This window comes from Streptomyces sp. NBC_00045 (assembly GCF_045041095.1).
Lineage (GTDB): Bacteria > Actinomycetota > Actinomycetes > Streptomycetales > Streptomycetaceae > Streptomyces.
The window spans coordinates 1,824,729-1,842,300 of sequence record NZ_CP108271.1 but is presented as its reverse complement, the minus strand read 5'-3'; the positions used below and the strand labels follow the sequence as shown (position 1 = coordinate 1,842,300).

19 protein-coding genes and 7 tRNA genes are annotated in these 17,572 nt (G+C 73.9%); 15 read left to right on the top strand and 11 right to left on the bottom strand.

The window, feature by feature from the left end:
* The first annotated feature begins 32 nt into the window (after nt 1-32).
* Nucleotides 33-878: an RNA methyltransferase gene (locus OHA65_RS08760; RefSeq protein WP_327282564.1), complete on the top strand. Its 846-nt coding sequence runs from the start codon at nt 33-35 to the stop codon at nt 876-878.
* Here the strand turns inward: OHA65_RS08760 and OHA65_RS08755 are convergent.
* Nucleotides 875-2,125, bottom strand: coding sequence for a serine/threonine-protein kinase (locus tag OHA65_RS08755; RefSeq protein ID WP_327282563.1), 1,251 nt, complete (start codon nt 2,123-2,125; stop codon nt 875-877). The genes OHA65_RS08760 and OHA65_RS08755 overlap by 4 nt on opposite strands.
* A 558-nt stretch (nt 2,126-2,683) precedes the next feature.
* Between OHA65_RS08755 and OHA65_RS08750 the strand changes: the two genes are divergently transcribed.
* The 3 genes from OHA65_RS08750 (at nt 2,684) to OHA65_RS08740 (ending at nt 4,541) form a co-directional block, all read left to right on the top strand.
* Entirely contained in the window at nt 2,684-2,869 is a 186-nt protein-coding gene (locus OHA65_RS08750; RefSeq protein ID WP_030157329.1) for a hypothetical protein, read from the top strand.
* A gap of 197 nt (nt 2,870-3,066) precedes the next feature.
* Entirely contained in the window at nt 3,067-4,167 is a 1,101-nt protein-coding gene (locus tag OHA65_RS08745) for a phosphotransferase (protein WP_327282562.1), read from the top strand.
* A 65-nt stretch (nt 4,168-4,232) separates the two neighbouring features.
* Nucleotides 4,233-4,541: a zf-TFIIB domain-containing protein gene (locus tag OHA65_RS08740; protein WP_328762194.1), complete on the top strand. Its 309-nt coding sequence runs from the start codon at nt 4,233-4,235 to the stop codon at nt 4,539-4,541.
* Between the two features lie 100 nt (nt 4,542-4,641).
* Here OHA65_RS08740 and OHA65_RS08735 read toward each other — a convergent pair.
* The 5 genes from OHA65_RS08735 to OHA65_RS08715 form a co-directional block, all read right to left on the bottom strand.
* A tRNA-Val gene (locus OHA65_RS08735) sits at nt 4,642-4,716 on the bottom strand.
* Nucleotides 4,717-4,756: 40 nt separating this feature from the next.
* A tRNA-Val gene (locus tag OHA65_RS08730) sits at nt 4,757-4,828 on the bottom strand.
* Between the two features lie 19 nt (nt 4,829-4,847).
* A tRNA-Val gene (locus OHA65_RS08725) sits at nt 4,848-4,919 on the bottom strand.
* Between the two features lies 1 nt (nt 4,920).
* Nucleotides 4,921-4,994 (bottom strand) — tRNA-Cys (locus OHA65_RS08720).
* Nucleotides 4,995-5,033: 39 nt separating this feature from the next.
* Nucleotides 5,034-5,106 (bottom strand) — tRNA-Gly (locus OHA65_RS08715).
* 169 nt (nt 5,107-5,275) lie between these two features.
* Between OHA65_RS08715 and OHA65_RS08710 the strand changes: the two genes are divergently transcribed.
* The 3 genes from OHA65_RS08710 to OHA65_RS08700 all read left to right on the top strand — a co-directional run bounded on the left by OHA65_RS08710 (nt 5,276) and on the right by OHA65_RS08700 (nt 8,103).
* On the top strand, nt 5,276-6,331 hold the full coding sequence (locus OHA65_RS08710; RefSeq protein ID WP_327282560.1) for a chorismate-binding protein: 1,056 nt from the start codon (nt 5,276-5,278) through the stop codon (nt 6,329-6,331).
* Between the two features lie 16 nt (nt 6,332-6,347).
* Nucleotides 6,348-7,169, top strand: a complete 822-nt coding sequence (locus tag OHA65_RS08705; protein WP_327282559.1) for an aminodeoxychorismate lyase — start codon at nt 6,348-6,350, stop codon at nt 7,167-7,169.
* 109 nt (nt 7,170-7,278) lie between these two features.
* Entirely contained in the window at nt 7,279-8,103 is an 825-nt protein-coding gene (locus OHA65_RS08700; protein WP_327282557.1) for a GNAT family N-acetyltransferase, read from the top strand.
* On the opposite strand, the gene OHA65_RS08695 is transcribed toward OHA65_RS08700, so the two are convergent.
* Nucleotides 8,100-8,603, bottom strand: coding sequence for a DsbA family protein (locus OHA65_RS08695; RefSeq protein WP_327282556.1), 504 nt, complete (start codon nt 8,601-8,603; stop codon nt 8,100-8,102). The genes OHA65_RS08700 and OHA65_RS08695 overlap by 4 nt on opposite strands.
* 183 nt (nt 8,604-8,786) lie before the next feature.
* Here OHA65_RS08695 and OHA65_RS08690 point away from each other — a divergent pair, with 183 nt between their 5' ends.
* Together OHA65_RS08690 and OHA65_RS08685 are read left to right on the top strand one after the other, a co-directional pair.
* Nucleotides 8,787-9,236, top strand: coding sequence for a hypothetical protein (locus OHA65_RS08690; protein ID WP_405755249.1), 450 nt, complete (start codon nt 8,787-8,789; stop codon nt 9,234-9,236).
* Between the two features lie 109 nt (nt 9,237-9,345).
* Nucleotides 9,346-9,525, top strand: coding sequence for a hypothetical protein (locus OHA65_RS08685; RefSeq protein ID WP_082410120.1), 180 nt, complete (start codon nt 9,346-9,348; stop codon nt 9,523-9,525).
* Here the strand turns inward: OHA65_RS08685 and OHA65_RS08680 are convergent.
* Complete coding sequence (locus OHA65_RS08680; RefSeq protein ID WP_327282554.1) at nt 9,466-10,086, bottom strand: CGNR zinc finger domain-containing protein; 621 nt, start codon at nt 10,084-10,086, stop codon at nt 9,466-9,468. The genes OHA65_RS08685 and OHA65_RS08680 overlap by 60 nt on opposite strands.
* Before the next feature lie 266 nt (nt 10,087-10,352).
* Nucleotides 10,353-10,766 (bottom strand): SsgA family sporulation/cell division regulator, encoded by a 414-nt coding sequence (locus OHA65_RS08675; RefSeq protein ID WP_030011909.1) that lies wholly within the window; start codon nt 10,764-10,766, stop codon nt 10,353-10,355.
* A gap of 177 nt (nt 10,767-10,943) precedes the next feature.
* Between OHA65_RS08675 and OHA65_RS08670 the strand changes: the two genes are divergently transcribed.
* A complete protein-coding gene (locus tag OHA65_RS08670; protein ID WP_327282553.1) occupies nt 10,944-11,402 on the top strand; it encodes a TIGR02611 family protein in 459 nt (152 codons plus the stop codon).
* Nucleotides 11,403-11,448: 46 nt separating this feature from the next.
* Nucleotides 11,449-11,520 (top strand) — tRNA-Val (locus OHA65_RS08665).
* A gap of 65 nt (nt 11,521-11,585) precedes the next feature.
* On the opposite strand, the gene OHA65_RS08660 is transcribed toward OHA65_RS08665, so the two are convergent.
* Nucleotides 11,586-13,949 carry an SCO7613 C-terminal domain-containing membrane protein gene (locus OHA65_RS08660; protein ID WP_405761699.1) on the bottom strand — a complete coding sequence of 788 codons (2,364 nt, stop codon included), beginning with the start codon at nt 13,947-13,949 and terminating at the stop codon, nt 11,586-11,588.
* Nucleotides 13,950-14,111: 162 nt separating this feature from the next.
* Here OHA65_RS08660 and OHA65_RS08655 point away from each other — a divergent pair, with 162 nt between their 5' ends.
* Together OHA65_RS08655 and OHA65_RS08650 are read left to right on the top strand one after the other, a co-directional pair.
* Nucleotides 14,112-14,600 carry an SRPBCC family protein gene (locus tag OHA65_RS08655; protein WP_329313035.1) on the top strand — a complete coding sequence of 163 codons (489 nt, stop codon included), beginning with the start codon at nt 14,112-14,114 and terminating at the stop codon, nt 14,598-14,600.
* A 39-nt stretch (nt 14,601-14,639) separates the two neighbouring features.
* Nucleotides 14,640-14,711 (top strand) — tRNA-Val (locus tag OHA65_RS08650).
* A gap of 61 nt (nt 14,712-14,772) precedes the next feature.
* Here the strand turns inward: OHA65_RS08650 and OHA65_RS08645 are convergent.
* Nucleotides 14,773-15,498 carry a 3'-5' exonuclease gene (locus tag OHA65_RS08645; protein ID WP_327282551.1) on the bottom strand — a complete coding sequence of 242 codons (726 nt, stop codon included), beginning with the start codon at nt 15,496-15,498 and terminating at the stop codon, nt 14,773-14,775.
* 221 nt (nt 15,499-15,719) lie between these two features.
* Between OHA65_RS08645 and OHA65_RS08640 the strand changes: the two genes are divergently transcribed.
* Together OHA65_RS08640 and OHA65_RS08635 are read left to right on the top strand one after the other, a co-directional pair.
* Nucleotides 15,720-16,310, top strand: coding sequence for a DUF4365 domain-containing protein (locus OHA65_RS08640; protein ID WP_327282550.1), 591 nt, complete (start codon nt 15,720-15,722; stop codon nt 16,308-16,310).
* Complete coding sequence (locus OHA65_RS08635; RefSeq protein WP_327282549.1) at nt 16,310-17,554, top strand: hypothetical protein; 1,245 nt, start codon at nt 16,310-16,312, stop codon at nt 17,552-17,554. The genes OHA65_RS08640 and OHA65_RS08635 overlap by 1 nt, the downstream gene beginning before the upstream one ends.
* Nucleotides 17,555-17,572 lie beyond the last annotated feature (18 nt).

Below are 17,572 nucleotides of genomic sequence, written 5' to 3'. Positions count from 1 at the left end.
GCACCACACCCCGGACAAGGCAGTATCACCCTGTGGCTGATCTCATCACCGTCGAAGACCCCGACGACCCGCGCCTGCGCGACTACACGGGCCTGACCGACGTCGAACTCCGGCGCCGGCGCGAGCCCGAGGAAGGCCTCTTCATCGCCGAGGGCGAGAAGGTCATCAGACGCGCCAAGGACACCGGGTACGAGATGCGCTCGATGCTGCTCTCCGCCAAGTGGGTCGACGTCATGCGCGACGTCATCGACGAGCTCCCGGCCCCGGTCTACGCCGTCACCCCGGAGCTCGCCGAACGCGTCACCGGCTACCACGTGCACCGCGGCGCCCTCGCCTCCATGCAGCGCAAGCCGCTGCCGGCGGCCGATGAACTACTCGCGGCGGAGGGGACGGGCCACCGGATCGCCGTCTTCGAGGGATTCGTCGACCACGCCAACCTCGGCGCCGCGTTCCGCAGCGCCGCCGCCCTCGGCATCAGCGCGATACTGCTCTCCCCGGACTGCGCGGACCCGCTCTACCGGCGTGCGATCAAGGTCTCGATGGGGTCCGTCTTCTCGGTCCCGTACGCACGCCTGGACCAGTGGCCCGCCGACCTGGAGAAGGTCCGCGAGGCGGGCTACCGGATCCTGGCGATGACGCCGAGCGAGAAGGCCACGCCGCTGGACCAGGTCCCGCCGGAGCGCTTCGAACGCTCCGCGATCATGCTCGGCTCCGAGGGGCACGGACTGTCCACGTACGCGCTGAGGGCCGCCGACGAGTGGGTGCGGATCCCGATGGCGGAGGGGATCGACTCGCTGAACGTGGCCGCGGCCTCGGCGGTGGCCTTCTACGCCACCCGCCCGCCCCAGAGCCCGCTCCCGGCCCCGCCGGAGATCTAGAGCTTCTGGGCGGCGGCGATGCCCAGCGCGACGATCAGCGTCACCACGACGAACACGATCAGGCGCTGCCGCATCAGCCGGGGGTCCGGCCGTGCGGGGCGCCGCCCCGCTCCCGTCGTACGGGGGGCCGGGCGGCCGCCCGTACGCCCCGCCGTCGGCCGGGAGGACGGGCCGCCCGGGTTCCGCGAGGACGAGGGCCGCGCGTGCGGACCGCTGTGCGGGCCCTTGCCCGCACCACCCTGGCTGCCGTGCCCGGGCCCGCCCTGTCCGTGACCCTGGTCCGGTGCCTGGGGCGCGGGCGTGCCGCCCGTACGGCGCTCCGTGCGCTGGTCGGCGTACGCATCGGCCCGCTCCGCCAGCCGCCCGGTGGGCCGCTCGGTCCGCGCCCGCTGGGCCGGCGGGCGGCCGTCGGACAGCCCCTGCGCCTCGCGGGCCGCGATCTCCTTGAGCCGCATCGACAGCTGGAGCGTGCTGGGCCGCTCCTCGGGATCCTTGGCCAGGCAGGCCTGTACGAGGGGCGCGAGCGCGTCCGGAACCCCGACCAGATGCGGTTCCTCGTGCACCACCCGGTACAGCATGACCTCGGAACTGCCGTGCCCGAAGGGCGAGTCGGCGGTCGCCGCGTAGGCCAGGGTGGCGCCCAGCGCGAACACGTCGGTGGCCGGGGTGACCGCGGCGCCGCGCACCTGCTCGGGAGCGAGGAAGCCGGGGGAGCCGACGGCCGTGCCCACATGGGTGAGGGTGCTCGCACCGGTGGCCCAGGCGATCCCGAAGTCGATGATCCGGGGGCCCTTGGGGGACAGAAGAATGTTCGAGGGCTTGAGATCGCGATGGACGACCCCCGCCTCGTGCACGGCGACCAGTCCCTCGGAGAGCGCGGCCCCGATCGCGGCGATCTGCGCGGCCGTGAGGGGGCCTTCCTCGGCCACCTTGTCGTGCAGCGACGGGCCGGGCACGTACTGCGTGGCGAACCACGGCCGCTCCGCCTCCAGGTCCGCGGCCACCAGGCGCGCGGTGCACCCGCCGCGGATCCGCCGGGCGGCGGACACCTCGCGCGCGAAGCGCGAGCGGAACTCCTGGTCCTCGGCCAGATCCGGCCGGATCACCTTGAGCGCGACACGCTGTCCGCGCCGGTCCGATCCCAGGTAGACCACGCCCATGCCGCCGGCGCCGAGCCGCCGGTGCAGCCTGAACGAGCCGACGACACGCGGGTCCTCGCGCCGGAGCCGCATCATCGCCATGTCCACCCCGCTGACCGGTCGTCCTGTTGACGTGCCACAGCTTACGGACGATCCGCCACGAGCGCTCAGAGGCCGCGCCCTCGCCGGAAGATTCGATCGTCAGTGCGGCACGGCCCACTTGAGGGTTCCTCACCCGCACGGACCCCTGTCCGCAAGGCACTTGTCGGTACGCCCAAACGGCCCTCGCCCCAAGGGGATTGGGGCACCGGTAAGGGTGGTGCGCCGGGCGCGCGCCGGCCGCGGGTGCGTGCGCCGGGCGGCCGCGCAGGGTGGATCTTGTGCGTACCCCGTCGGCAGACACGCATGCGCGGGGAGTGACGGAAGTGAGCGAAGTCACTACCCTCCGGTCATCCCCTCCGGGAAGACCCCCAGGGCGGGGGAGCGGTCTCCACCCAGGGGAGTACGCGCGGGGTGGCCCCGTCATCCTCCCGGAGGCCTGCCAAGCGGTACGAGGGCAGGACGCCAGGGGCCTTCCACGCACCTAGTGTTGAAGACAAGCGGCGGGTGGCGCACTCGTCCCCCGAGGTCACGAGCCCGCCGCTGCCAACCGACAGGGAGAGGGTCATGGCGGACATCACGCGGCACGGACGCAAGGCATTCGCGTTCAACGGCCATGAGTCCGGCACCCGCCATCCACTGGTGGCCGCGGCCATGGTGCTCCCCCTGGCCGCCCTCCTGCTCTTCCTCTTCGGAGGATTCGACCAGGTGGCGGCACAGGCGTCGTCCGTGGGCGTGATGCTGGGGCGCTGAGCGGCGCCCCAGGTCCGGGAGAGCGGCCCGGGCCGGGACATCGGCCTGTCGAACCCCGTGGGGACGGGGGCGCGACGGACGGCAGGAGAAGGGTGCTGCCCGTACGACTGGGGAGTCGGACGGGCAGCACCCTTTTTCATGCCCGCGGGTGCGTAACCTGCTCCAGAGACGCCAGTGACGGGAGCAGCGGAGCCGCGATGAACCAGGAGCCACTGCCCGCCGCCCTCGCGGCGTACGCCGGCGCGGGGGAGCACGGCACCCCGTACGAGCTGCTCGCCGAACGGGAGGACGGGACCGTCGTGCGCTGCGGCGACGTGGTCGCCAAGGCGCACGCCGGGGACAGCGACCGCGAAGGCCTCGCCGTACGGATGAGGATCGCCGCGGACCAGGCGCTGGCCGGCGTGCTGCTGGCCCCGCTGCACCCCGAGGTCGGCTTCCTCGCGGGCCGCCCCGTGTCCCTCTGGCCGTACGGGGCCCCGGTCGACCCCGAGCGCCCGGGGGACGCCCCCTGGGAGGCGGCGGGGCGGCTGCTGGCGGCCCTGCACCAGGTGCCCGTGCACCGGCTGCCCGGCCCGGTCCCGCCGATGCGCGGCCCGGCCAAGCTGGCCCGGGCCCTGCGCCGCCTGGACCGGGCGACGGCTTGGGGCCGGGCGGGCGGTCCGGCGGCCCGGACGGCCGCTCCCGCGGCCCCTGCCGGGGGTCCCTCGGCCACCGGCGTCGCAGCGGTCACCGCCGGGGCCGCCGGGGTCCGGAGCACCTCCGGGGCGCGCAGCGGGCCCGCCCTCGTGCCCGGCCCCGCCGAGGGCCGCCCCGCCGGTGACCTCGTCCGGGCCGCGGCGCGGACCCTGCCCGCCTGGGTGCGGGGGGAGGCTCCGGCGCCCCGGGGCGGGGCGCTGTGCCACGGGGACCTGCACCTCGGGCAGTTGGTCCGGGGGCCCGGCCCCGACGGGGGTTGGCGGCTCATCGACGTCGACGACCTCGGCATCGGCACTCCTGCCTGGGACCTGGCCCGGCCGGCCGCCTGGTACGCCGCGGGCCTGCTCGACACCAGTGCCTGGGTCACCTTCCTCGACTCCTACCGTGCCGCCGGCGGCCCCGCGGCCGGGCCGCCCGGCTCCGACCCCTGGCCGGAACTGGACCTCGTGGCCCGGGCACTCACCGTGCAGACCGCCGCCCTCGCCCTTGCCAAATCGGCAGAAAACCACCGCCGACTCGACGATGTGGAACGACTGATGGTGGAATCCTGTGCCCGAATTGCCTCCCTCCCGCCCGACTTGGAGGAGAAGGGTCCGTCGTAGGGTGAGCTTCACGCCACCGGGCATGCATCCGGTGTCGAAGCAGACGGCGAGGAGTTGATCCGGTCATGCAGTGTCCGAAGTGTCACGCGATGATGCACACCTACAACCGCAACGGTGTCCAGATCGAGCAGTGCAGCGGCTGTCGCGGGATCTTCCTCGACTACGGCGAGCTAGAGGCGCTGACCCGCATGGAGTCCCAGTACACCGCCGGCCAGTACGGCCAGGTCCCGCCGCCGGCAGCGCCCCCAGCCCCCTACCCGGTCCAGCACGCCGCCCCCGCGCCCGCCTGGGGCGCCCCGCACCACGGCAGCCACGGCCACGGCCACCACGGCCACCACAAGGGCGGCTTCGCCCGGATGCTCTTCTCCTCCTGAGGCGCCCCGGGGCCCCGTTCGCCGGGGCCCCACCCGCTCCCGGCAGCGCAGGAACCCCAACGCAGAAGCCCCGGCCGTCGAAACGGCCGGGGCTTCCGGGTGGTGCGCGATACTGGGATTGAACCAGTGACCTCTTCCGTGTCAGGGAAGCGCTCTCCCGCTGAGCTAATCGCGCGGGACCGCGGTACGAAACCGCAGGTGGTGCGTGTACTGCGTGCGCGATACTGGGATTGAACCAGTGACCTCTTCCGTGTCAGGGAAGCGCTCTCCCGCTGAGCTAATCGCGCGGGGGTCCTTGCGGACCAGTGGACGATACTGGGATTGAACCAGTGACCTCTTCCGTGTCAGGGAAGCGCTCTCCCGCTGAGCTAATCGTCCTTGGAGGTGGAGACGGGATTTGAACCCGTGTAGACGGCTTTGCAGGCCGTTGCCTCGCCTCTCGGCCACTCCACCATGGAGCTGCAGGGGTTCTCGGGAAGATCCCCCACTTCGAGCGGACGACGAGACTCGAACTCGCGACATCCACCTTGGCAAGGTGGTGCTCTACCAACTGAGCTACGTCCGCAGGTCACCGTGTTCGCTCCGGGGTTTTTCCCCTTCGCTCCCTGGCGACGTGTTGAACTCTAGCGGATTCCCGGGCCAGCTCAAAAACGCGTTTCCGCAGCGTGCTGCCGCTCGATCACCACCGGTCACCCCACCGGCGCCGCGGCGTCACCGGTCTTAGACTCGCAGCCGTGCACGACCTGCTCCCCCTGGCCCGCTTCGGCGGCCTCCTCGCGACCGACCTCCGGGACGTCACCAGCGACCCCTGCGCCCTCGACTCGGCGGGCTTCTGGGCGGTGTCCGCAGACTTCGAGGGGCAGCTGGTCTGCGCCCGCTTCGGTGACGTACGCCCCGACCCCGTCCCGGCGCCCGTCCCCGGAGCCTGGCGCGGGCCCGCCGCCGACCAGTGGTCCTCCTCACTGGACCGCGCCGCCTACACGTCCGGCGTACGCCGGATCCGCGAGTACATCGCGGCCGGCGAGGTCTACCAGGCCAACCTGTGCCGCGTGATGTCCGCGCCGTTGCCCGACCCGGACCGCGCCGACGTGGACGCCCTCACGGCGCTGCTCGCGCGCGGCAACCCGGCCCCGTTTGCAGGAACGATTCGCCTCCCGGCTCACGGCGTCGAGATCGCCACCGCGTCCCCCGAGCTGTACCTGCGCCGGGCCGGCCGCCACGTGGAGTCCGGCCCCATCAAGGGCACCGGTCGCACCGCCGCCGACCTCCTGCCCAAGGACCACGCCGAGAACGTGATGATCGTGGACCTCGTACGCAACGACCTCGGCCGGGTCTGCGCCACCGGCTCGGTCGCCGTCCCCGAGCTGTGCGCCGTCGAGGAGCACCCGGGCCTGGTCCACCTCGTCTCCACCGTGACCGGCGAACTCGCCGACGGTGCGGGTTGGCCCGAGCTGCTCGCCGCGACGTTCCCGCCGGGCTCCGTCACCGGCGCGCCCAAGTCCTCCGCCCTGCGGATCATCGAGGCGCTGGAGACCGCCCCCCGCGGCCCCTACTGCGGGGGCATCGGCTGGGTCGACGCCGACCGCGGCACCGCCGAGCTCGCCGTCGGCATCCGCACCTTCTGGATCGACCGCCAGTTCCCGAGCGGTCCGCGCCTGCTCTTCGGCACCGGCGCCGGCATCACCTGGGGCTCCGACCCCGAACGCGAATGGGCCGAGACCGAACTGAAGGCCGCCCGCCTGCTCCGGGTAGCGTCGGGAGCCCACGAGGTGACCGGCACCCCTGGGTGAGCGGAGGGATCGTACGGTGAGGATCTGGCTCGACGGAGCGCTGCGGGACGCCGACGGCGCACGGGTGTCCGTGTTCGACCACGGACTGACCGTGGGCGACGGTGTGTTCGAGACACTGAAGGCGGAGCGCGGTACGGCCTTCGCGCTCACCCGCCACCTGGACCGGCTGACCCGCTCGGCCCGCGGCCTCGGACTGCCCGACCCCGACCAGGACGAGGTGCGCCGGGCCTGCGCGGCCGTCCTGGAGGCCCATCCGATGCCGCTCGGCCGGCTGCGCATCACGTACACGGGCGGCATCTCCCCGCTCGGCTCCGACCGCGGGGACAACGGCCCCACCCTGGTCGTGGCCGTCGGCGAGACCACCCGCCGCCCGGACACGACCGCCGTGATCACCGTGCCCTGGGTCCGCAACGAGCGCTCCGCCGTGGCCGGACTGAAGACCACCTCGTACGCAGAGAACGTCGTCGCGCTGGCCGCCGCGGCCCGGGAAGGGGCCTCCGAGGCCCTGTTCGCCAACACCGTCGGGCGGCTGTGCGAGGGCACCGGCTCCAACGTCTTCGTCGTCCTCGACGGAGAGCTGCACACCCCGCCCGTCGCCTCGGGCTGCCTCGCCGGAATCACCCGGGCCCTCGTCGTGGAGTGGGCCGGGGCCAAGGAGACCGACCTGCCCTTCGAGGTGCTGGCGCAGGCCGAGGAGATCTTCCTGACCTCCACGCTCCGCGACGTGCAGGCCGTCCACCGGGTCGACGGGCGCACGACGGCGGCCGCGCCGGGGCCGGTCACGGCCGAGGCGATGCGGATCTTCGACGCGCGCGCAGGCGACGACCTGGACCCGTGAGGCGCCGGGCGTGAGGCGTGGGACGGGCGGGACCGGGGCGCCGGCTGCGCCCGAACCGCCCGTTTATTGGCTGTCGCAGGTGGCCGCAGGGCGGGTAGAACTCGATTTGATGACCACCACCCTGCGGCCGAGCGGGCCGCTTCAGCAGAGCACCGGGGGCGCGCGGTCGCGCCCGTACGAGATCCGGGTCAACAGCAGGCGCGTCGGTGCGCTGCTGGTCGCCTGCGACACGCCCTTCGGGCCGACCGTCGGCGAGATCCGCGACCTCGCCGTCGACGAGCCCGACCGGCGGCGCGGCCGCGCCACGGTCGGGGCGCTCGCCGCCGAGGAGGTGCTGCGCGGTTGGGGCTGCCGCCGCGTCCGGGCCTCCGTACCCGCCGCGTCGGCGGGCGGACTGCGGATGGCGCAGGCGCTCGGGTACACCGAGTACAGCCGCAACATGGCCAAGGACCTCCCCGCGGAGCCGCCCGAGCTCCGCGAAGGGGTCGTCGGCCGGCCCATGACGGAGGCCGAGTACGAGGTCTGGATCGTCGAGGCGATCGACGGCTACGCGGCGGACTGGACCAGCCGCGGCCTGTCCGAGGAAGCGGCGCGGGCCAAGTCGGTGGCCGACCACGAGCGCCAGCTGCCGCACGGCCTGGCCACCGAGGGCGCCACCCTGTGCGTCCTGGAGGTGGGGGGCGCGCCCGTCGGCCACGTCTGGGTGGCGCCTTCCGGGGAGGGCGCGTACGTCTTCGACGTCGCGGTCGCCGAGGAGCACCGCGGCCGGGGGTACGGACGGGACCTGATGCTGCTCGCCGAACGGGCGGCCCTCGCCGGCGGACACCGCGTCCTCGGGCTCCACGTCTTCGCAGGCAACACCCCGGCTCTGCGGTTGTACGAATCCCTCGGCTACCGGACGACCGACGTCAACTACGCCAAGGACCTCCTCTAGCCGTTGTCGGCGGCGAGCAGGCGGTCCGCGATCTCCTCGATGCGGGCGCGCAGGCCCTCCTGGCTCTTGCCGCCGTCGAGACGTTCGCCGTCGATCACGTACGTCGGGGTGCCGGTGACGCCGATGGCCTTGCCCTCGGCCTGGTCGGCGTCGACGATCAGGATGTGCCGGCCGTCGATCATGGCGGTGTCGAGCTCCTCGACGTCGAGGCCGAGTTCACGTGCCACGTCCAGGAGTACGGCCTCCCCGCGCTCGCCGAGCTCCGCGGTGCGGGCGAGGACGGCCTCCACGTACGGCCACGCCCGGCCCTGCTCCGCGGCCTCCTCGGCCGCCTGCGCCGCCGCGAAGGCGTGCTTGTGCTTGTCCAGGGGGAAGTGGCGCAGCCGGATGTCCAGGCGGTCGCCGTAGCGGGCCCGCAGGGCGCGTACGTCGTCCAGGGCGCGGTGGCAGTCCGGGCACTGGAGTTCGCACCAGACGTCGAGGATCACGGAATCGGTCATGTGGCCAGTGTCCCAGCCGCCGGGCGCCGCCACCGAAACGCACCCCCCGACCCACCCCCCTGAGGAGGAGGGGCGACCCCGAGATCTCCCGGAGATCGGTGCCGGATCCGCTGCCGACATGGCCCGTACGGCGCCGCCCGGTGCAGGATGGAAGGGACGCAGTGCCCATCCCTGGAGGACCGCATGCTTGCCGAGACCATATGTTCCGCGGTGTCCGTGGCGGGCCTGGGGATCGCCGCGGTGACCGCGTACCGCAGGCGTTTCCTCGCTGCCACGCGCATCGCGGCGTACTCGCTGGTGCCGGTCGCCCTGGTGATGACGGGCCTCGTGGAGTGGGTGTCCGGGATCGTGTTCAACCCGACCGTGTGGGCGGGCTTCGGCCTGCTCGGGCTGTCCTGGGTGCTGTTCATGACCACGCGGGCCGTCGAGCGCCGCGGCCTGGGTGCGGGGGAGGAGCGCGAGAAGGCGGCGAAGGGGAGCCGGCGACAGGAGGCCGTGGCCCCGGCCGCGTCCGCCCCCTCGCTGGGCCAGGGTGAGCGTCCGCAGCCGGCCTCCCGCCCGGGCGCAGCCCCCGCCACTCCTACGGATGACTTCTCCGACATCGAAGCGATTTTGAAGAAGCACGGCATCTGAGGTCGGGGCGCACTATCGCCGCGAGCCTGACAAGAAGGGGTGAACTCCCGCGCGAACCCTGGCGTGTTGAGGACCCGATGCGGGCGCACTGCGCCATCATCGCCCGGACATGCTCGACACATCGCAGGGTGAGCCGCCGGTTCGCGCGCCGGCCCCGGACCCCGCCCCCGTTGCCGAGGAGCCGAGAGGCTGCCTCTTCGCGCTCTCGCAACCGCCCTTGATGATCTTCCTAGGGGTGATCGGCACCCTGCTGCTGCTGGCCGCCGTGCACGACCTGTTCCTGCTCTGACGATCCCGCGTCGGCCTCCTTGCGCCGGGCCCGGTACGCCGCCACGTGCAGCCGGTTCCCGCAGGTCCGGCTGTCGCAGTAGCGGCGCGAGCGGTTGCGGGACAGGTCCACGAAGGCCCGCCGGCAGTCGGGGGCCTCGCAGCGGCGCAGCCGCTCCTGTTCGCCGGAGACCACGATGAAGGCCAGAGCCATGCCGCCGTCGGCCGCGAGGTGGTCGCCCAGCGAGGCGCCCGGCGCGAAGTAGTGCACGTGCCAGTCGTAGCCGTCGTGGTCGGTCAGCTGCGGGGTGGTGCCGGCGGTCGCCACCAGCTCGTTGATCAGCCCGGCCGCGGTCCGCGGGTTGGGCGCACCGAAGACCTGGGCGAACTTGCCGCGGACGGTGCGCACCCCGGCGAGGTCGCGGGCGCCGAGGTCGCCCACGTCGCTGATCTCGTACTCGCGTACGAATTCGCGCAGCGAGCCGATGTCGGCCAGTCCGTCGGGCTGCTCCGCCTCCGCCGTGGTGTTCACCAGCGCGACGACGACGTCGAGCGCGCGACGGGTGTCGTGGGGAATCTGCACGAGGGTCGCTCCCTGGGGGCCGGGCCTGCGGCGACGGGCCAGTGCCGCCGCTGGGGGCCGACTCTAGCCGCCCCCGGGCGGCACCGGGAGGTGCCCCGGCGGCGACTGCGTCACGCACACCGGCGCCGCCCTCGCGGACGGCTTCCGCGAGAACAGCGCCGGCACTGCCTTATGTGGGTTTTCGTCCAGCCGGCACCGTCGCCCCGAGTCGGACGGTGCACAGTGGCTCCCGGCGCATGCCGGGAGGTGCTCCCTGCGAGCCTGGTTCAGCTTTCGGCCAGGATGTGGGAGAGCTCCTTGTCGAGGTCGAAGTGCCGGTGTTCGGTCCCGGGTGGAACCGCGGCGTCCGTCCGCTTGAGGAACGATTCGAGTGCGCGGGCGGGTGCTTCGAGCAGTGCTTCTCCCTCCGGTGAGCTCAGGGCGATGCAGACGACGCCCTGACCGTGGCTGCGGGACGGCCAGACGCGGACGTCTCCGGTTCCGGTGGGCCGGTGGAGGCCCTCAGCGAGGAGGTCTCGGGCGAAAACCCACTCGACCGTCTCCTCGGCGCCGGTGTGGAAGGTGGCGTGCACGGCGTAGGGATCGGCCGTGTCATACCGCAGGCCCGCCGGAACAGGCAGTGAGGACTCGCTCGACACAACGAGGCGCAGGTGCAGCTCGCAGCTGACCGTGGTGTTCATAAGCGCCAGGGCCTTTCGCTCAGTGTGCGCTCGGGGATTCGCACGTCGGCGAAATCGACATGCCACCTACGGTGCCGTTGTAAACCCCTCTGACCGTTTTGCGGACCTCTGGGTCCCTCCAACGGCGGATCCAAACCACCATTCACGTGTGCTTCCGGCTCCGGTAGATTCGGGGTCATGAATACGGGGAGTGACCGCGGGACCCAAGAGTCCGCAGCAGAGTCCGCAGCCGACGGCACGACCGAGCACACCACGGAAGCAGCGCCGCACGTATCGAAGGCTCCCGCCTTCATCAAGTCGCGCCGCACCCTGCACCTGAGCTGGCAGGTCGGCGTCTTCGTCGTCGGCCTCGCCGTCATCGGCGCCGGCGTCGCCATGCTCGTCCTGCCCGGCCCCGGCTGGGTCGCGATCTTCGCGGGCCTGGCGATCTGGGCCACGGAGTTCGCCTGGGCGTCGCTCGCGCTGCGCTGGACCAAGCGGAAGGTCACGGAGGCGGCGCAGAAGGCGCTGGACCCGAAGGTCCGCCGCCGCAACATCATCCTGACCAGCGTCGGGCTCGTGATCGCCGGCGCGCTGATCGGCTTCTACCTGTGGAAGTACGGCCTGACGATGCCCTGGGACCTCAAGGACCAGTGATGGTCCGGAACCACCGCTGACATGGGGTAATGTTTGCGGTGCGTCCGGGCGATTAGCTCAGTGGGAGAGCACTTCGTTCACACCGAAGGGGTCACTGGTTCGAACCCAGTATCGCCCACCCGGACCAAGGGCCCGGAGACTTCACCGTCTCCGGGCCCTTGGCATTTCGTGCCTCCCCGGCCGTCAGCCGAGCCGGCCGAGGGCCGCCCGCAGCCGCCGCGCGTCCCGCAGCCGCTTCTCGTACGTCGCCCCCACCACCAGGAGCAGCAGTCCCGCCAGTGCCGGCGGCAGCCAGCGCGGCAGCGCGTCGACGACCTGGACCACGTACGGGGCCAGCTCGTGCACGGCCACCGCCGCCAGGGCGGCGCCGCCGAGCAGCAGCGGCGCCTGGAGCCTGCGGTGCGCGCCCAGCAGGGTCACCGCCAGCGCCGCCAGCCCCAGCAGCAGCGGCCGCAGCCAGTGCGCGTCGCCCCAGGCCGCGATCAGGCTCGGCAGCAGCGTCGCGCCCAGCCCCGGCCCGTACGCGGCCCAGGACGAGGCCCGCGCGTCCCGGCGGCGGCGCAGGAAGCCCACCGCGAGCGCCGCCGCCGTCACCGGCAGCGTGTACGCCTCCGGCACCTGCACCCCCGAGGCCGACAGCCGGATCCACGTCGCCGCCACGAACAGGACGCCGGCCGCCCAGCCGAGCCCGCGCCGCTCCGCCCGTACCGCCGCGCCCGCGCAGACCACCCCGGCCAGCGCGCACACCAGCGCCGCCAGTGCCGGCTCCCGGGCCGCGAGGAGCAGCGCCACCGCGCCGACCACGGCCGCCGCGACCTCCGTCGACAGCCGCACCCGTCCCAGGCGCGGCCCGGCCGTCGCCACCGCCGCCGGGACCGCCAGGAGCGGCAGGGCCCACCAGGACACCGCGAGCCCCCACAGCGCCCCCAGGGCCGCCGCCACGCCCGCCGCGTACACGACGGCCAGCGCTGCCGCGCCGGCCCGCACGGGCAGCGCGCCGCCCTTGTGCGCCGCACCCGCCGCGCAGCCCGCACCCAGCAGGGCGAACACCACGAACGTGGCCGTACGACCGTCCAGCGCGGCCACCGACACGTTCAGTGCCCCCACCGCGGCGCACACCGCGGCCGCGTACCTCGGGCCGCGGCCGATGCCCAGCGCACACACCCCGGCCGCCGCCGTCGCCACCAGCTGGGCCGCAAGCACTGCCGCCACCGGCAGCCCGCACACGAGCGGCGCCGAGAACAGCCCCGCCCAGCCGAGCACCACCGCGATCACCCCCGGCTCCGGCCGCGGCAGCACCCGGGCCAGCCACCCGGCGGCCCCCGCCGCGACCAACAGCGTCACCATCGCCGCCGGACCCGCCCCGTCCGTCTCGCGGGGCGGGGGCGTCGCCGCCCACACCTCACCCAGCACTCCGACCCGCAGCCCCAGCGAGCCGAGCGCGGCCGCCAGTGCCGACAGCGACGCCAGTGCGGCCACCCCCGCCCCGGCCCGTGCCAGACCGCGGCGGACCGCCACCGGGAGCGCGGTCGCCCGTACCGCCGCCAGCAGCGGCAGCGCGAGCAGCAGGACCGCCACCACGGTCCAGTCCCGCGACAGCTCGGGCCGGGCCGGGCCGCCGAGGGCCGCCACCCCGGCGAGGCCACCGACGACAGCGGCAGCCGTCGCCGAAGGCTCCCGCCAGGCCACTGCGACGCCCAGCGCCGCACAGCCCGCCACCAGCAGTGCCGGACCGGCCGCGGCGGCCGCCGAACCGGCCGACACCATCTGCGCCAGACCCGTCAGGAGCGCCCCCGACGCCAGGACGGCCGCGCTCACCGCCGCCGGTGCGGACGCCGACACCCGCGCGCGGACCCCGGGCACCAGCAGCACGAGCGACGCGTCCAGCGCCGCCGTCGCCAGCACCGCCCAGCCGACCCCCACCGGACCCGCCCCCGAGGCCACCGCCGCCAGCGGCAGCGGAAGCTGCGCCGTCAGCACCGCCGCCGGCAGCGGGACCACCAGCCCCGGCAGCACGCTGGCGTACCCCGCCCACAGTGCCGCCAGCACGGCCGCCGCACCCGCCGCGTACGCGGTGGCGTCGACCCCCGTCGCGGTGACCGCGTACACCGCGTACGCGTCCAGCACCGTCAGCAGCAGCGCCACCGCCGCCACCGACTCGGCCGTCGACCGCAGCCCGCGGCGCAGCAGTACCGCCGGAGCGCCCAGAGCGGCCGCCGTCACCACGGCCAGCACCGCGCCGCGCCCGGCGATCCCCAGGGACCCCCAGCTGACCAGCGTGAACGCCAGCGCGGCCACCGCGAGCAGCACCGCGCCCAGCGTCAGCAGCACGTTCTGCGCACCCGGGGCCGAAGCCTCCTTCGCGCGGGCGGGAGCGCCGGGAGCCGACGTGACGGGACCCCAGGCGTGCGCCGCCGGCAGCCGCAGCAGCCAGTCCCGCCGCGCCAGCAAGTACAGGCGTCGGGCGTCGAGTTGAGCCAGTTCCCGGTCGATGAGCGCCAGCTCGCGGTCGGGCGGGAGGGGCGGGACGGGTGGTGGAGGTGCCATGTTCCGGAGTGTGGTGCCCGTCACGCCGTCAGGACATGGGCGTGCGTACTCAGATCCGACCTGAGTACGCACGGATGCGCCCGGGTGTGCCCGGGCGTCCACGGGAGGGTGGTTGTGGGGGAGCGGGCACCGCACGATGGGCCGCCGGTCCAGACTGGAGCCATGGACCACAGCCGTCTGGACCGCTGGAACCGCTACCGCTTCCGCAGCGTGTGGGACCTCGACGCCCCGCCCGCGCGCGTCTACTGCGCACTGGAGCGGACCGGCGACTACCCCCGCTGGTGGCCCCAGGTCCGCGCCGTCGAGCAGATCGACGGGCACAGCGGCACCCTGCACATCCGCTCCGTCCTCCCGTACGAGCTCCGCATGACCGCCACCGAACTGCTCCGCGATCCCCGTCGCGGCCTCCTGGAGGCAGCCCTGCACGGCGACGTCGAGGGTTGGGCGCGGTGGACCGTACGGGCCCGCCGGGGAGCCGGCGGGCGCGGGACGCGGGTCTTGTACGAGCAGGAGGTCGAAGTGTGCAGCCCCCTGCTGCGGCGCCTCGCCGTGCCCGCGCGGCCAGCGTTCCGGCTCAACCACGCCCTCATGATGCGTGCCGGCCGGCACGCTCTCGCGGCCCGGCTGGCGGCCCGGCCGGAAGCGGTTTGAACCAGACCCCGTGCCTCTTGTATTGTTCAACCCGTTCCCGGGCGATTAGCTCAGCGGGAGAGCACTTCGTTCACACCGAAGGGGTCACTGGTTCGATCCCAGTATCGCCCACCGGGTCAGGCCGGTCCGTCTCACGACGGGCCGGCCTTCCGCACGTCCGGGGCCCGTTGCGCTACGCCGCCGCCCCCAGCTCCGGCCGTAGCGGCCAGTGCGGATCCACCGCCTCCGGCGTCCCCTGCCGCGCGAACCACGCCTGCAGACCGCGTGCCTGCGCCGCGTGCCACACGGTCTGGAGCGTGTGCAGCTCCGCCGGGGTCAGCCGCTCCAGCCGCGCCGCGAACCGGCGCCCCACCGCCCGTACGACCTCCAGCGAAGCCAGCGCGTCCGCCGCGGCGTCATGCGCGCCCTCCAGCTCTATCCCGTAGTGCGCGCACAGGTCCGTCAGCGTCCGGCGGCCCTTGCGGTACCGGTCCAGGTGCTTGTCCAGCACCCGCGGATCCAGCACCGTCAGCGGCCGGTTGTCCAGATAGCGCGCCAGCGTGGACGCCCGGTGCCGGCGCAACTCCCGGTCCAGCAGCGTCAGGTCGAACGGCGCGTTCATCACCACCACCGGCCGGCCCGCCACCTGCTGCTCCCCGAGCGCACGGGCTATCTCCTCCACGACCGGCGCCGGCCAGCGCCCGTTGCGCTGGAGGTGGTCGTCGGTCAGCCCGTGCACTTCCGTGGCGCCCGGGGGCACCGGGATGCCGGGATTGACCAGCCAGCGGGTGGAGCGGACGCGGCCGCCCGCACACTCCTGCACGATGAGAGCGGCGGACACGATCCGGTCCTGCTCCACGTCCACCCCGGTCGTCTCCGTGTCGAATGCGGCCAGTGGCCCCTCGTACCAGCGCGTCATGGCGAACTCCTCGTCCCCGATCGGCAGATGGGGCGCCCCAGGGCGCCACCGCCTCGGAACGTGCCCCCTGCCCGAATCGGTGATACCCGGCCTGTTTGCGCCGTACGCCGTTTGCGGCCCCCCTGGTACGGAGACAACTTCCCTGGGGGACCGCACACATGACCGGTCGTCACCCAATCCACCCTCATTCGGCAGAGCCCGGAAGGCATGGGGAGCCGGCCATGGCGCTCGCGCAGCCCGAACCGGGCGGGATGCTGCAAGGGCGGACCGAGCCGCGGATCGAGCCGCGGACCGGACCGCTGCGCGGCACGCTCGCCACCACCGCCTGCATGGAGACCCTCCAGGTGGGATACCTGCACGCAGTCGCCGCCGCGGCCGGCTGCTCGCTCTCCCAGCCCTTTCCGGACAACGGCATCGACTGGCAGGTCAACCACGGCGCGCCCGAGCACGCCGTCGACGACGAGGTCACCATCAAGGTGCAGCTGAAGGCGACCTACCAGATACCGCCCAGACCGGCGGGGCCCACCTTCGCCTTCACCCTCGACAACGAGCACCTGGTGAAGCTGGCCCGCACACCTGTCGCCGTCCACAAGATCCTCGTCGTGATGCTCGTCCCGCGGGACCGTGACCAGTGGCTCGCCGCCGGCCACGACCGGCTCGACCTACGGCACTGCTGCTACTGGACCAACCTCGCCGGGCACCCCGTGACCGGCCGGCGCCGGACCACCGTACGGATCCCGACGACGCGGATCTTCGACGACCGGGCGCTGTGCGAGATCATGACCCGGGTCGGGTCGGGAGGGACACCCTGATGCAATGGCACTCACCGAACCTCGAACCGCTGACGTCCCCGTCCGAGTACGGGGACTTCTCCGACTCGGGGACCCCCGATCCCGCACACGTCGACCCGGCCGTGCTGGGCGCCCTGCTGCGCCGGCACGGCTGGCAGCGCAGGGGCGGGGCCGCGGGGCGGTACGGGCGCTGGACGCCGCCGACCCCCCACGCGGCGGCCGGCGCGGGCACCAGCCTGCTCGTCCCGGAGAGCCGGGCCTTCCCCGACAGCTGCGACCTGCTGGAGGAGGCGCTGACCGCGCTCTCGCGCAGCGCGCTGCCGTCCGCGCGGGAGGTGCTGTACGGACTGAGCGTGCCCAGCGACGAGATCCGCTGGGACCGGCGGATCCCGGAAGGCCCCGAGGGCCCGTACGGACCCCACGGCGCGGCGGCCTGGACCGTACAGGAGCAGCTCCGCTCGGCCGCCCGCCAGCTCATGCTGGCCGGGGCCCTCGCCGACCGGGCCAGGGCCGGGTACTACGGCGCCCGGTACCGAGGACGGGCCGAGCGCGCCCTGGACGGGGTCCTGGTCGGGCCGGCCCCCGGCGGGCGCAGGCTCACCGCGTACGTCCCGGTGGACGGCGGGCGGGGGACCGTGACCCGGCTGCACCACGCCCTGCACGCCGCGCGGGAGGCCGTGGACTACCGGCGGGCCACCGGCGGCATGGAAGCGTTCGACGCGGCGATCGAGGCCGGGGTCAGCCGGGAGCTCGCGGACGCCCTGATCGCACTGGTCCGCGGCTCCGAGGGAGTGCGCATCGCCCTGGCCTGGGCCCCTACGGCCGGGGTTCCGGCGGGGTGCGCGGCCCGGCCGGAACCGGTCGAGTTCTCGCCGGGGGACCTGCCCGTGCTCCGCGAGGCGGCGGCGCGCTACACCCGGGACGAACCGGCCGTGGCCGTGCGGCTGGCCGGCGCGGTGGTGCGGATGCGGCGCTCGGCCCCGGGCGGCGGGGGCACGATCCGGCTGCGGGTCCTCGCCGGGGCGGAGATCCCGTACGTACGGGCGGTCCTGGACGAGGAGGCGTACCGGGTTGCGGGGCACGCGCATCTGGTGGGGGTGCCGATCCGGGTGAGCGGGCGGCTCCAGCGCCGGGGCGGCTTCCGCCGGCTGACCGACGCCACCGATGTGACCCCTGTCCCGCTGGACGAGGTCGAGCGGGACCGCCTGATGAAGTCGCTGGACGAGGCCCTCGACCCGACGGACGTCCTTCCGACGGACGATTGACGGGGCCGGGCCGGTCCG

Excerpts from the sequence above, each read along its gene's own strand:
- OHA65_RS08750 (WP_030157329.1), top strand. The coding sequence starts at position 2,684 with ATGGCGGACATCACGCGGCACGGACGCAAGGCATTCGCGTTCAACGGC.
- OHA65_RS08745 (WP_327282562.1), top strand. The coding sequence starts at position 3,067 with ATGAACCAGGAGCCACTGCCCGCCGCCCTCGCGGCGTACGCCGGCGCG.
- OHA65_RS08740 (WP_328762194.1), top strand. The coding sequence starts at position 4,233 with ATGCAGTGTCCGAAGTGTCACGCGATGATGCACACCTACAACCGCAAC.
- OHA65_RS08700 (WP_327282557.1), top strand. The coding sequence starts at position 7,279 with ATGACCACCACCCTGCGGCCGAGCGGGCCGCTTCAGCAGAGCACCGGG.
- OHA65_RS08695 (WP_327282556.1), bottom strand. The coding sequence starts at position 8,603 with ATGACCGATTCCGTGATCCTCGACGTCTGGTGCGAACTCCAGTGCCCG.
- OHA65_RS08690 (WP_405755249.1), top strand. The coding sequence starts at position 8,787 with ATGCTTGCCGAGACCATATGTTCCGCGGTGTCCGTGGCGGGCCTGGGG.
- OHA65_RS08685 (WP_082410120.1), top strand. The coding sequence starts at position 9,346 with ATGCTCGACACATCGCAGGGTGAGCCGCCGGTTCGCGCGCCGGCCCCG.
- OHA65_RS08675 (WP_030011909.1), bottom strand. The coding sequence starts at position 10,766 with ATGAACACCACGGTCAGCTGCGAGCTGCACCTGCGCCTCGTTGTGTCG.
- OHA65_RS08670 (WP_327282553.1), top strand. The coding sequence starts at position 10,944 with ATGAATACGGGGAGTGACCGCGGGACCCAAGAGTCCGCAGCAGAGTCC.
- OHA65_RS08660 (WP_405761699.1), bottom strand. The coding sequence starts at position 13,949 with ATGGCACCTCCACCACCCGTCCCGCCCCTCCCGCCCGACCGCGAGCTG.
- OHA65_RS08655 (WP_329313035.1), top strand. The coding sequence starts at position 14,112 with ATGGACCACAGCCGTCTGGACCGCTGGAACCGCTACCGCTTCCGCAGC.
- OHA65_RS08645 (WP_327282551.1), bottom strand. The coding sequence starts at position 15,498 with ATGACGCGCTGGTACGAGGGGCCACTGGCCGCATTCGACACGGAGACG.
- OHA65_RS08640 (WP_327282550.1), top strand. The coding sequence starts at position 15,720 with ATGGCGCTCGCGCAGCCCGAACCGGGCGGGATGCTGCAAGGGCGGACC.
- OHA65_RS08635 (WP_327282549.1), top strand. The coding sequence starts at position 16,310 with ATGCAATGGCACTCACCGAACCTCGAACCGCTGACGTCCCCGTCCGAG.